The 11,779-nt window shown below is 67.7% G+C and carries 11 protein-coding genes; 3 read left to right on the top strand and 8 right to left on the bottom strand.

Going from position 1 to position 11,779, the window contains the following annotated elements:
- Positions 1-3 precede the first annotated feature (3 nt).
- Positions 4-618, top strand: a complete 615-nt coding sequence (locus FOA17_RS03330) for a hypothetical protein (protein ID WP_149140069.1) — start codon at positions 4-6, stop codon at positions 616-618.
- A 57-nt stretch (positions 619-675) separates the two neighbouring features.
- Here FOA17_RS03330 and iolG read toward each other — a convergent pair whose 3' ends face one another.
- The 7 genes from iolG to FOA17_RS03295 all read right to left on the bottom strand — a co-directional run bounded on the left by iolG (position 676) and on the right by FOA17_RS03295 (position 8,912).
- Complete coding sequence (iolG, locus tag FOA17_RS03325; RefSeq protein ID WP_149140068.1) at positions 676-1,677, bottom strand: inositol 2-dehydrogenase; 1,002 nt, start codon at positions 1,675-1,677, stop codon at positions 676-678.
- A gap of 38 nt (positions 1,678-1,715) precedes the next feature.
- Positions 1,716-2,498, bottom strand: a complete 783-nt coding sequence (locus tag FOA17_RS03320) for an SDR family oxidoreductase (protein WP_149140067.1) — start codon at positions 2,496-2,498, stop codon at positions 1,716-1,718.
- Positions 2,491-3,255: an ATP-binding cassette domain-containing protein gene (locus tag FOA17_RS03315; protein WP_149140066.1), complete on the bottom strand. Its 765-nt coding sequence runs from the start codon at positions 3,253-3,255 to the stop codon at positions 2,491-2,493. The genes FOA17_RS03320 and FOA17_RS03315 overlap by 8 nt, the downstream gene beginning before the upstream one ends.
- A gap of 2 nt (positions 3,256-3,257) precedes the next feature.
- Positions 3,258-4,331 carry an ABC transporter permease gene (locus tag FOA17_RS03310; RefSeq protein WP_149140065.1) on the bottom strand — a complete coding sequence of 358 codons (1,074 nt, stop codon included), beginning with the start codon at positions 4,329-4,331 and terminating at the stop codon, positions 3,258-3,260.
- Positions 4,332-4,442: 111 nt separating this feature from the next.
- Positions 4,443-5,381, bottom strand: a complete 939-nt coding sequence (locus FOA17_RS03305; RefSeq protein WP_149140064.1) for a sugar ABC transporter substrate-binding protein — start codon at positions 5,379-5,381, stop codon at positions 4,443-4,445.
- A 337-nt stretch (positions 5,382-5,718) separates the two neighbouring features.
- On the bottom strand, positions 5,719-8,229 hold the full coding sequence (locus FOA17_RS03300; RefSeq protein ID WP_149140063.1) for an ABC transporter permease: 2,511 nt from the start codon (positions 8,227-8,229) through the stop codon (positions 5,719-5,721).
- Positions 8,226-8,912, bottom strand: coding sequence for an ABC transporter ATP-binding protein (locus FOA17_RS03295; RefSeq protein WP_149140062.1), 687 nt, complete (start codon positions 8,910-8,912; stop codon positions 8,226-8,228). Before FOA17_RS03295 ends, FOA17_RS03300 begins: the two co-directional genes overlap by 4 nt.
- On the opposite strand from FOA17_RS03295, the gene FOA17_RS03290 reads away from it, so the two are divergent.
- Complete coding sequence (locus FOA17_RS03290) at positions 8,911-9,597, top strand: arylesterase (RefSeq protein ID WP_149140061.1); 687 nt, start codon at positions 8,911-8,913, stop codon at positions 9,595-9,597. The genes FOA17_RS03295 and FOA17_RS03290 overlap by 2 nt on opposite strands.
- Positions 9,598-9,601: 4 nt before the next feature.
- Here the strand turns inward: FOA17_RS03290 and FOA17_RS03285 are convergent, their stop codons facing one another.
- Positions 9,602-10,237: a YceI family protein gene (locus FOA17_RS03285; protein ID WP_149140060.1), complete on the bottom strand. Its 636-nt coding sequence runs from the start codon at positions 10,235-10,237 to the stop codon at positions 9,602-9,604.
- 113 nt (positions 10,238-10,350) lie between these two features.
- Between FOA17_RS03285 and FOA17_RS03280 the strand changes: the two genes are divergently transcribed.
- On the top strand, positions 10,351-11,763 hold the full coding sequence (locus FOA17_RS03280) for an FAD-binding oxidoreductase (protein WP_149140059.1): 1,413 nt from the start codon (positions 10,351-10,353) through the stop codon (positions 11,761-11,763).
- Positions 11,764-11,779 lie beyond the last annotated feature (16 nt).

The following is an 11,779-nucleotide window of genomic DNA, read 5'->3' as shown; positions in this document are numbered from 1 at the left end:
GCCATGCGCCCCTTGCCCCTGATCCTTGCCGCCCTGCTTTGCGCCCCCGCCGCCCGGGCAGAGGCCCCCGCCCCCGGCGCGGTGGAACAGTATCTGCTGGCGCACCGCCTGTTCGCCGCCGGCCAGTCCGCGCGTGACGGGCTGGACCAGATCGCCGGCGCCCGCATGGCCGCCGCCCTGACGCTGCGGCCGCTCGACCTTGCCCCCGAGGTGGCGGGCAAGGGCAAGGCCGGCGCTGCCGCCCCCCTGCCCGATGCGGCGCAGATGCTGGCCGCCGCCGCTCAGGCGGTCGAAACGGACGAGACGCTGTCCATCCTTCTGGGCAGCGCCACGATGACCGCCGATCTGCTGCCCAAGGCCACGCTGCGCAGCGTGGCCGGCGCGTTGGCCCCGGGGCAAAGCCACCGTTACCGCCTGCCCGTCGATGGCGGCGCCGCGACCGAGATCGGCCTTCTGGCCGACAGCCCCGCGCTGCTGCTGGAAATCGCCACCGAGAGCGGGCTGCTCTGCAAGGGTCAGGCGCTGTGCCGCGTGACCCTGCCCGAAAGTGGCTTTCTGGCGGTCACGGTGCAGAATGGCGGCGACAGCGCCGCACCCTATCACCTGCTGACCAACTGAAAGACCGCGCGAGGAACCCCGCGCGGTCGCCCTGCCCCGGAGGAGGGAAGGGAGAGGTCAGAGAACCTCGCTCACCAGAACGGTGCGCTTTTCCGCCACCGCCTTGACCGCCGCATCGGCCAGCGCCAGCGCGATCAGCCCGTCCTCGCCCGACGGCGACGCGCTGCCCTTACCGGCAAGCGCTGCGATGAAGCTGGCGATTTCAGCCGCATAGGCCTCGGTATAGCGGGTCATGAAGAAATCATGCAGCGGCGGGCGGGTATAGCCCTTGCCATTGGCGACCCCAATCGACACCGGGCGCTGGTTTTCGGCGAAAACCAGCCCCTCCGACCCATGCACCTCGATGCGTTGATCGTAGCCATAAGTCGCGCGGCGCGAGTTGGAGATCATCGCCTGCTTGCCGCTGGCGGTTTTCAGCATGACCTGCACGCTGTCGAAATCGCCCGCCGCACCGATGGCCGGATCGACCAGCACGGCGGCGGTGGCGGCGACCTCGGTCACCTCTTCGCCCAGCAGGAAACGGGCCATGTCGAAATCATGGATCGTCATGTCGCGGAAGATGCCGCCCGAGCGTTTGATATAGTCCACCGGCGGGGCGCCGGGGTCGCGGCTGGTGATCACCACCATTTCCACCGCACCGATGGCGCCGGCGTCGATCTGGTCGCGCACCGCGCGGAAATGCGGGTCGAAGCGGCGGTTGAAGCCCACCATCAGCGTGCCTTTCTCGGCGCGCACGACCTCCAGGCATTGCTTCACCCGCGCCAGCGACAGGTCGATGGGCTTTTCGCAGAACACCGCCTTGCCGGCCTTCACGAAACGCTCGATCAGGTCGGCATGGGTGTCGGTGGGGGTGCAGATCACCACCGCGTCGATATCCTTGGCGGCCTCGATCGCCTCGATCGAACGCACCTCGCAGCCATATTGATCGGCAATCGCCTGCGCGGCCGCCGGAAAGGCATCTGCCACCGCGACCAGCCGCGCCTGCGCGTCGCCCGTCACGGCCTTGGCATGCACCTTGCCGATGCGTCCCGCGCCCAGAAGCCCGAAATTCACAGTCATGTCGTCCTCATATGGGGCATTTCATCCCCGTTTGGTTGTCACTCCGGGTAGGCCCCGGCGATCTGCTGATCGAAATCCACCAAAGCGCCAGTCATCACCCCCGACGCCTCCGACAGCATGAAGCTGGCAAGCTCTGCCACATGCGGCGGCTTGAGCAGCATGCCCATCGGCTGTTTCGCCTCGGCCCGCGCCAGCCAGTCGTCGCCGCCGCCGTGATACTTGCGCTGGATCATGTCTTCGCCCGGCGTATCCATCCAGCCGCAATTGATGCCGTTCACCCGGATGCGGTCATGGCGCAGCGTCAGCGCCGCATTCTTGGTGATATTGGCCAGCGCCGCCTTGGACGCCGAATAGGGCGCCAGAAAGGTCTGTCCGCAATGGATCACCATCGACAGGATGTTCACTGCCTGCGCCGGATGGCCGTTCTGGATCGCCAGTTGCGCAAAGCGCTGCAAGGCAAAGAAGGCCCCGCGCGTGTTCACCGCAAAGATATGGTCGAACCGCTCCGGCGTGGTATCGAGGATCGAGCCGCGATCCGTGGCCGCCGCCGAATTGACCAGCGCCGTCAGGCGGCCAAAGCGGGCGGCGGCCTGATCGACCAGCCCCGTCACATCAGGCACCGAGGCCATGTCGGCCGCGATAAAGGCCACGTCGGCACCGCTGGCCCGCAGCGCCGTCGCAGCGGCCTCGCCCCGGGCCACATCCCGGCCCGAGACGACGATCCGCCGACATCCGTCGGCCAAAAGCCGTTCGGCGATGGCAAGGCCCAGGCCCTGCGTTCCGCCGATGATCAGCGCGGTGGTCCGGGAATGATCACGCATCGGCCGTTTCCGCTCCTTTGACGCCGGTGATATAGCTGACGATATCGTTGCCGTCGGTTTCGTGCTTGTTCAGGCTGGCAACGATGCGGCCGCGCCGGAACACCACGATACGGTCCACCAGATCGAAGACCTGCCGCAGATTGTGCGAGATCAGGATCATCGGGATACCGCGTTCCTTGAGCCCGCGGATGATGTTTTCGACCTGCGCGGTTTCCTGCACGCCAAGCGCCGCGGTCGGTTCATCCATGATCACCAGCTTTGACGCAAAGGCCGCCGTCCGCGCGATGGAGACGCATTGCCGCTGCCCGCCCGACATGTTGCGGATCGGATTGTCAACATTGGGGATCTTGACCGCCGTGGTCTTGAGCGCCTCCAGCGTGCGATCACGCATCGCCTTGCGGTCCAGGATCGAGAACGGCCCCATGCGGAACTTGTAGAGCTCGCGCCCCAGAAACAGGTTCGACGGCACATCGAGATCGTCCGCCAGCGCAAGCGTCTGGAACACCGTCTCGATCCCGGCCTCGCGCGCCTCCAGCGGGCCGGTGAAGTTCACTTCCTTGCCGTCAAAGAACACCTGCCCGGCGCTGCGCTGTTCGACCGCCGTCACCTGCCGCACGAAGGTCGATTTGCCGGCGCCGTTATCGCCCACCACCGCCACATGTTCGCCCGCGCGCAGGGTGAAATTGGCATCCTCCAGCGCATGCACCCCGCCATAGCGTTTGCTCAGCCCGCGCGTTTCCAGAATGATATCGCTCATGATTACCCCCGCGCCCGGCCTTTTTGCCGCCATTGATCCAGCACCACGGCCGCGACGATGATCACGCCCTTCACCATCTCCTGATAATAGGCATCCAGCTTGAGGAAGGTGAAACCCGAGATGATGACGCCAAAGATCAGCGCGCCCAGCACCGTGCCGATGATCGAGCCGCGCCCGCCTTGCAGCGACACCCCGCCGATCACCGCCATGGCGATGGCGTCGAGTTCATACATCACCCCCATGCCGGCCTGCGCGGTCAGGTTCTTGGACGACAGCACGATGGCCGCCAGCGCCGACAGAAGCCCCGCGATGACATAGATCAGCACCTTCATCTTTTCGACATTGATCCCCGACATGCGCATGGCCTGTTCGTTCGACCCGATGCCGTAGCAATGCTTGCCATAGCGCGTATAGGTCAGGATCAGGTGGAACAGCACCGCAAGGCTGACAAAGATGATGACCGGCATCATGCCCTTGCCGATGGCGGCATAGGCGTCGGTCGGGAAGGAAATCGGGTTGCCCTTCGACCACCATTTCGCGATGCCGCGCGCGGTGACCATCATGCCCAGCGTCGCGATAAAGGGCGGGATGCGGGTATAGGCGACCAGCGCGCCATTGATCATCCCCGCCGCCGCGCCGCAGGCCAGGCCCACCAGCACCGGCACGATCACCGGCAGATCCATCCAGCCCTGCGCGGCAAAGATCGCCTTGGGGTTGGGGTTGCCGTTCACCATCGCGACCTGCGCAAAGCTCATGGCGACCATCGCCGTCGCCCCGACGATGGAGCCCGAGGAAAGGTCGATCCCGCCCGAGATGATGACCTGCGTCACGCCCAGTGCGATGATCCCGGTGATGGAGACCTGAAGGATGATGATCTGAAGCCGCTGCTCGTTGAACAGCGTGTCCACATTGGCCCGCGTGTTGAACAGGAAGCTGTCGCCCATGAACACCCGGCCGACCAGTTCAAAGATCAGGATGATGCCGACCAGGGCAAAAAAGACGTTCCATTCCGGCGCGCGCGCCCGTCTGCTCGGGTCGTATTTCAGCCCGCCCAGGCCATGCGTCGTGGTGGCCATGCCGAACCCCTCCCGCGATATGTCATGCGAAAAATACTGCGCCCGCGCCCCGCGCCGCGCAAGAGTGATGGGGCGGCGGCCTGGCGCCGCCCCGGATCGCCTGGCGGCCGATCAGTTCTTCTTCAGGAAATCGCCGATATTGGCCGGGGTCACCAGCTGGAACGGGATATAGACCTTCTGGTCCACCGCCTCGCCCTTGGCCAGCTTGATAGCGGCATCCAGCGCGCCCGCGCCCTGGCCGGCGGCATCCTGGAACACCGTCACGTCCAGATCGCCCGCCTGCATCGAGGCCAGCGCGTCCTGCGTCGCGTCGATACCGGCCACCACGACCGAGGCCATGTCGGTGCCCGAGGCTTTCATCGCCTGGATCGCGCCGATGGCGCTTTCGTCATTGTTGGCGATCACGCCGTCAAAGGCCGCGCCGGTGGACAGCCAGTTGGTCATCAGGTTCTGCGCCTGGTCGCGCGCCCAGTTGGAGGTCTGCTCATCAATGATATTGACCTTCACGCCGCAATCGGCGCCGCCGATCACGTCATGGATATCCTTGGTGCGCATGACGGCGGCCTGGTTCGAAAGCTCGCCCATGATGACATAGATATTGGCTTCGGCCTTGCCCGCTTCCTTGAATAGCCGGCAGACTTCCTTGGTTTGCAGCGTGCCAGAATCCATCTCGTTCGAGGCGACGAAGGCCTGGTTGTCGGGCAGCGTGTCCACGTTCACCGGCTCGCGGTTGACATAGACCAGCGGCACGCCCGCCGCGGCGGCCGCGTCGCTCATCGCCTGGGTGGCCGAGGTATCGACCGGGTTCACGATGATCGCCGAAACGCCCGAAGCGATGAAATTGTTGATCTGGTCCAGCTGCTTGGCCACGTCGTTCTGTGCGTCCTCGACCTGAAGTTCGACCCCCAGCGTCTTGCCCTGTTCGATCATGCCATTGCGCAGAACGGTCAGAAAGTTGTCATCGAACAGCGCCATCGACACGCCGATATTCTCTGCCATCGCGGTGGTGCCCAGCAGCGAGACCACGCCTGCGAGAACGATCTTTTTCATTGTCTTTCCTCCACTACGGGTGTCCGGCGCACCCGTTTCCCTGCCGGACCGCCCCTCCCAAGGGCGGAATGCGCATCGTGGCGGGGCCCGGATCGGCGCAGCGCGGCTGGCATTGCCAGTTTCCGCTTCCCTGTGCCGCAACGATTCTCCGATCTCGACCCCACCTGAGTAATGGAATTGATATTCCATTTTCAGATTCATTCAACTGAAAAGTTCCAGAATCTGAGGGTTTCTCGTGGCCCCTTGCCGGGCGAAGGCCGCGTGGCACATGAAATACCCCCCCGAAGGCCGCGCTCCGGGGGGGTATGTGGAATTTTCATTCCATTTCTGGCGCAGCCTATTCGCTGTCGCGCAGCACGCCGGCCGGGCGCAGGCGCAGCGGGCGCCAGGCAAAGGCCAGCCCCGCCGCCAGCGTCGCCAGCCCGCCGCCCGCCACGATGGCCAGGGCCGAAAGCGGCTCGAACAGGTAGCTGCTCTCCATCACCCAGACCAAGACGGCCCAGCCCGCCGCCGCGCCGGCGGCGATGGCCACCACCCCTGCCGCCATGCCCATCAGCGCCGAACGCAGCGCGAAACTGCCAAGGATCTGGCCGCGCGTCGCGCCCAGCACCTTGAGGATCGCGGCCTCATAGATGCGCGAGCGTTCGCCCGCCGCCGCCGCGCCGATCAGCACCACCAGCCCCGTCGCCAGCACCGCCGCCGCCGCCCAGGCGGTCGCCGTGGCGATGGCGTCCAGGGCCTCGGTCACGCGGTCGATGGCGTCCCGCACCCGGATCGCGGTGATGTTGGGCCAGGTGCCGGCCAGATCGCGCAGGATGCGCGCCTCGGCCTCGGGCGGGGCATAGATCGTGGCGATGTGGCTATGCGGCGCGGCTTGCAGGGCGGCGGCGTTCAGCACCATGACAAACCCCATGCCGCCGGTCGCGAAATCCACCTCGCGCAGCGAGGTGATGCGCGCGGTGATGTCGCGGCCCAGCACATTCAACGTCACGCTGTCGCCCAGCTTCAGCCCGATCTCCTCGGCCTCGGCGGCGGAAAAGCTGACCTGCGGCTCGCCCTGCCAGCCCGCAGGCCACCATTCGCCCGCCACGATCCGCGTGCCTTCGGGCAGTGCATCGGCATAGGAAACGCCCCGGTCGCCGCGCACCACCCAGTGATCGCCGGCCACCTCAGCGGCGGGGCGGTCGTTGATCCGGCTCAGCACGGCGCGCAGCATCGGCGCGCTGTCCACCCGGCTGATCGCCGGATCGGCCTTCACCCGATCCAGAAAGGGGTCGATCTGGTCAGGCTGGATATCGACAAAGAAATAAGCCGGCGCCCGGGTCGGCAGGTCGCGGTCGATGGCGGCGCGCAGATTGGCGTCGATCTGCCCGACCGCCGCCAGCACCGAAAGTCCCAGCCCCAGCGACAGCACGACCGAGGCCGCCTCGCCGCGTTCGGCCGCGATGGCGCCAAGCGCCGCGCGCAACGGCACCCCGCCGCGCAGGCCCCGCGCCAGCCGCCGCGCCAGACGGCGCAGACCAAAGGCCGCCAGCGCCAGCACCGCCAGCGCCCCCAGCACCCCCGCCGCCGTGCCAAGCGCCAGCGTCCAGGCCCCCGACAGCAGCACCGCGCCCCCCACCAGCGCCACCGCCAGCCCCGCAATGGCCAGCAGCCGCACCGGCCTGGGCACCCCCCGCCGCCCCGCCCCGCGATAAAGCGCGGCGGCGCGCAGCCGCTCCACCTGGCCCAGCGGCCAGAGCGTGAAGACCAGCGCCGTCAGCACGCCATAGAACGCGGCTTCGGCCATCGGGCGGGGATAGATCGCAAAGGCCACCGGAAAGGGCAGCGCCTGCGCGATCAGCGGCCCGGCCAGCACCGGCACCAGCGCCGCCAGCACCAACCCGAGCGCCACGCCCAGCCCCGCCAGCGCCGCAACCTGGATCAGATAGACCCGAAAGATCAGCCGGCTTTCCGCGCCCAGCACCTTGAGCGTGGCGATCACCGGCACCTTGCCCTCCAGCCAGGCATGCACCGCACTGGAAACCCCGACCCCGCCCACGGCCAGCCCGGCAAGCCCCACCAGCGTCAGAAAGGCGCCCAGCCGGTCCACAAACCGCTCCACCCCCGGGGCTGCGCGGCGGCTGTCACGCCACTGCATCCCCGCATCGGCAAAGCGCGCCTCGGCCGCGGCCTCCAGCGCGCTCAGATCGGCACCTTCGGGCAGATCCATCCGGTATTCGGTTTCAAACAGCGACCCCGGCACCAACAGCCCCGATTGCGCCAGATCGCGTGTCAGCACCAGCGTCGGCGGGCCAAGCCCAAAGCCGCCGGTCGCACTGTCAGGCTGGCGGATCAGCGCGGCGCCGATGCGGAATTCCTGCAAACCCAGCTTCACGCGGTCGCCCGGCGCGACGCCCAGCCGGTCCATCAGCACCCGGTCCAGCACCACGCCGGGCAGCCCCCCCTGCGGCGCCAGCGCCTGCGCCAGCGGCAGGCCTGGCTCCAGCTCCACCGCGCCCATCAGCGGATAAAGGTCATCGACCGCCGTGACCTGGGTCAGCGCCCGATCCTCGCCCGCCACGACCATGGAGCGGAAATCCACCACCTCCGACACGCGGTCGGCGATCTCGTCCATATAGGCGCGCTCGGCCGCGTCGGCGAAGCGATAGGTGAATTCCATTTGCGCATCGCCGCCCAGCAGCACCGCGCCCTGTTCGGTCAACCCCGCCTCGATGGCCGCGCGCACCTGGCCCACGGCGGCAATCGCCGCCACGCCAAGCGCGATACAGGCCAGAAAGATGCGAAAGCCGCGCAGGCCGCCCCGCATCTCGCGCCGCGCGAGCCGCGCCGCCAGTGCCCAGTTCATGCCGCCACCTGCGCCACGTCCACCCGGCCATCCACCAGCCGCACCACCCTGTCACACCGCGCCGCCAGATCCGGCGCATGGGTCACCAGCACCAGCGTCGCCCCGTGGCGGTCGCGCAGCCCGAACAGCATGTCCATGATCGCCGCACCATTGGCGCCATCCAGATTGCCCGTCGGCTCATCCGCCAGCAGGATCGCCGGGCGGGGTGCCGCGGCGCGGGCCAGCGCCACGCGCTGCTGTTCACCCCCCGACATCTGCGCCGGGTAATGATCCAGCCGATGCCCCAGCCCCACGGCGCGCAGTTCGACCTCGGCGCGCGCAAAGGCATCGCGGGCGCCGGCCAGTTCCAGCGGCACCGCCACATTTTCCAGCGCGGTCATGGTGGGGATCAGGTGAAAGCTCTGGAACACCACCCCCATATTGGCGCGGCGAAACCGGGCCAGCGCGTCTTCGTCCAGCGCACCCAGATCCTGCCCAAGCGCCATGACCCGCCCGCCTGTCGCGCGTTCCAGCCCGCCCATCAGCATCAGCGCCGATGACTTGCCCGACCCCGACGGCCCGATCAGCCCCACGGTCTGCCCGCGTTCAACGCTGAGTGAGATGCCCTTCAAAATCTCGACCGGCCCGGCATTTCCCGCCAATGTCAGTTCCGCAGCTTCCAATGCCAGAATCGGTTCACCCATGCCTCATGCCTTTCGTCGTCTTGTTGCCCTTGGATATGGGGCGCGGCGCGCCCTCGGCAAAGCCTTCATAACGCTGATTTTCCCGCTTTCCGTCGCCAGCGCCGCCGTTTCGGCCGAACTGCCCGAGATTGTGGCGCTTGGCGACAGCCTGACCGCCGGTTATGGCCTGGCCGAGGGCGAGGGCTTTGTGCCACAGCTTCAGGCCTGGCTCGATGCGCAGGGCGTGCCGGCGCATGTGGTGAATGCGGGCGTGTCGGGCGACACCTCGGCCGGGGGGCTGGCGCGGCTCGACTGGTCGCTGACACCAGAGACGGACGCGCTGATCGTGACGCTGGGGGGCAATGACCTGCTGCGCGGGCTGGATCCGGCCACCACCCGCGCCAGCCTGGAGGCGATCTTGCAAAAGGCCGCCGCACGCCAATTGCCGGTGCTGCTGATCGGCCTGCCGGGGCCGGCGAATTTCGGCCCTGACTGGAAGGCCGAATTCGACGCGATCTTTCCTGATCTTGCCGCGAAATATGGCGTGATGATGGAGCCGAATTTCTTTGCCGGCCTTGGCACCAGCGACCCTGCCGCCACAGCGCCGCTGATGCAGGCCGACCGCATCCACCCCAACCCCGAAGGGGTGAAGCGCATCGTGGCCTATCTGGGCCCCCGCGTGCAGGCCCTGCTGAAGGCGCCCTGAGCGGTCAGGGCTTTGGCGCGTCGGGATTGGTGAATTCGGCCTCGATCTCGATCTTGACCACATCGCCCACGCCCAGCCTGCTGCCCGGCGCGGGCAGGCCAAAGCCCATGCCGAATTCCGACCGGCGCAGGCTGCCCGTCGCGGAAAAGCCGACCCGCGCCCCGCCCGGATCCATCGGATGCCCGGCCCAGCCGCCATTATAGGTCACATCCAGCGTCACCGGCCGCGTCACCCCATGCAGCGTCAGATCGCCCGTCACCGCCGCCCTGCGGTCGCCGGTCAGCGCGATGGCCGTGCTTTGAAAGGTGATTTCGGGGAATTGCGCGGCGTCCAGAAACTCTGCCCCCGCGATCACCGCGTTGAAATCCAGCGCCGGGTCCGGGTAGAGCGTCTCGACCGACCCGGCCTGCACCACGGCGCGGACCTGCATCTGCGCGGGGGCCGCGGGGTCGAACCGCAGATCCGCCGCGAAGTCGCGGAAAAAGGCGGTATAGGTGGAAAAGCCCAGATGGTTGACCTTGAAGGTCAGCCGCCCATGCGCGAGTTCAAGCCGGTAATTCCCGGCGGGCGGGTTGGGGTCGATTTCCTGCGCGGAAACCGGGCTGGCCAGCAGGGCCAGGGCAAACAGGGCCACCTTCATCGTCGCCTCCGTCACTTAGCGTTTCAGCTAACTGTGCGCTTTCGCCGCGCCAGCGTCAACCGGCTCTGGCATCCCGCCGCGCTTTCTCGCAGGATCGCGGCGAGGAGAGCGCCATGACCCACCCGATCCTGCCCGAACTCGTCGCCCTGCTGGGCGCGGCCCATGTGCTGACCGGCCCCGACCGCGCGCCATGGCAATCTGACTGGACCGGGCATTACCCGACCGATCCGCTGGCGGTGATCCGCCCCGCCGATACCACAGGGGTGGCCGAGGCGGTGCGCATCGCCGCGCGCCATGGCGTGCCGGTGGTGCCTACCTCGGGTCGGACCGGGCTTGTGGGGGGCTGCGCCACGCAAGGCGGGCTGTTGCTCTCGGTCGAACGGCTGAACCGGATCCAGGCGATCAACCCCGCCACGCGCAGCGCCACGGTCGGCGCCGGGGTGATCCTGTCGGCCCTGCATGACGCGGCCGAGGCGCAGGGGCTTTATTTCCCGCTCTGGTTCGGGGCGCGCGGATCGGCGATGATCGGCGGCGCGCTATCGACCAATGCGGGAGGGTCGAATGTGCTGCGCTATGGCTCGACCCGGGCGCTGTGCCTGGGGCTGGAGGTGGTGCTGGCCGACGGGCGGGTGCTGAACCTGATGGGCGCGCTGCACAAGGACAATTCGGGCTATGACCTGAAAGACCTGTTCATCGGCGCCGAAGGCACGCTGGGCATCATCACCGCCGCCGTGATGAAACTGGTGCCCGCCCCCCACGCCCATGCCACCGCCACGCTGGCCGCGCGCAGCCTGCCTGACGCGCTGGTGCTGCTCAACCGCCTGCAAGAGGCGACAGGCGGGCTCGTCGAGGCGTTTGAATACATGCCCGCCTCGTACATGCGCCGCCTGTCCGAGGCGCGGCCGGATGTGGCAGAGCCGTTCTCGCCCCGCCCAGAGGTCACGATCCTGGTCGAACTGGGCGCCACCGCGCCACGCGATTGCACGCCAGCGCCGGATGGCAGCCTGCCGCTGACCACGCTGTTGCAAGACACGCTGGCCGCGCTGATGGAAGACGGCCTCGTGCTGGATGCGCAGATCGCCCAGACCGAGGCGCAGCGCCGCGCCATGTGGCAGCGCCGCGAACTGGCGGCCGAGATCACCTTTGCCCGCCAGCCGCTGATCGACACCGATATCGCCCTGCCGCTGGATGCCGTGGCGCCGCTGCTGGCGGCGTTCGAGGCGCGGCTGCCCGCGCTCGATCCGGGGGCGGAAACGCTGGCCGTGGCGCATCTGGGCGACGGGAATATCCACCTGACCATCTTTCCCACCCGCGCCGATGCCGCGCTGGCCGACCGCATGGTCGAGACGCTGGAGGAAGAGGTGCTGCGCCTGGGCGGCACCTTCAGCGCCGAACATGGCGTCGGCCTGTCGAAAAAGCCGTCGATGGCACGGCGCAAGGATCCGGTCGCGCTGGCGGTGATGCGCCAGATCAAGGCGGCGCTCGATCCGCACAACCTGATGAACCCCGGCAAGGTGCTGCCCTGACCAACGGCATGAAAAA

The organism is Gemmobacter caeruleus (assembly GCF_008271655.1).
Lineage (GTDB): Bacteria > Pseudomonadota > Alphaproteobacteria > Rhodobacterales > Rhodobacteraceae > Gemmobacter > Gemmobacter caeruleus.
The sequence above is the reverse complement of the archived record's forward strand: the minus strand, read 5'-3'. Positions and strand labels throughout refer to the sequence as shown.

Bases quoted from the DNA above. Each gene is read 5' to 3' on its own strand.
- FOA17_RS03330 (WP_149140069.1), top strand. From the start codon at position 4: ATGCGCCCCTTGCCCCTGATCCTTGCCGCCCTGCTTTGCGCCCCCGCC.
- iolG (WP_149140068.1), bottom strand. From the start codon at position 1,677: ATGACTGTGAATTTCGGGCTTCTGGGCGCGGGACGCATCGGCAAGGTG.
- FOA17_RS03320 (WP_149140067.1), bottom strand. From the start codon at position 2,498: ATGCGTGATCATTCCCGGACCACCGCGCTGATCATCGGCGGAACGCAG.
- FOA17_RS03315 (WP_149140066.1), bottom strand. From the start codon at position 3,255: ATGAGCGATATCATTCTGGAAACGCGCGGGCTGAGCAAACGCTATGGC.
- FOA17_RS03310 (WP_149140065.1), bottom strand. From the start codon at position 4,331: ATGGCCACCACGACGCATGGCCTGGGCGGGCTGAAATACGACCCGAGC.
- FOA17_RS03305 (WP_149140064.1), bottom strand. From the start codon at position 5,381: ATGAAAAAGATCGTTCTCGCAGGCGTGGTCTCGCTGCTGGGCACCACC.
- FOA17_RS03300 (WP_149140063.1), bottom strand. From the start codon at position 8,229: ATGAACTGGGCACTGGCGGCGCGGCTCGCGCGGCGCGAGATGCGGGGC.
- FOA17_RS03290 (WP_149140061.1), top strand. From the start codon at position 8,911: ATGCCTCATGCCTTTCGTCGTCTTGTTGCCCTTGGATATGGGGCGCGG.
- FOA17_RS03295 (WP_149140062.1), bottom strand. From the start codon at position 8,912: ATGGGTGAACCGATTCTGGCATTGGAAGCTGCGGAACTGACATTGGCG.
- FOA17_RS03285 (WP_149140060.1), bottom strand. From the start codon at position 10,237: ATGAAGGTGGCCCTGTTTGCCCTGGCCCTGCTGGCCAGCCCGGTTTCC.
- FOA17_RS03280 (WP_149140059.1), top strand. From the start codon at position 10,351: ATGACCCACCCGATCCTGCCCGAACTCGTCGCCCTGCTGGGCGCGGCC.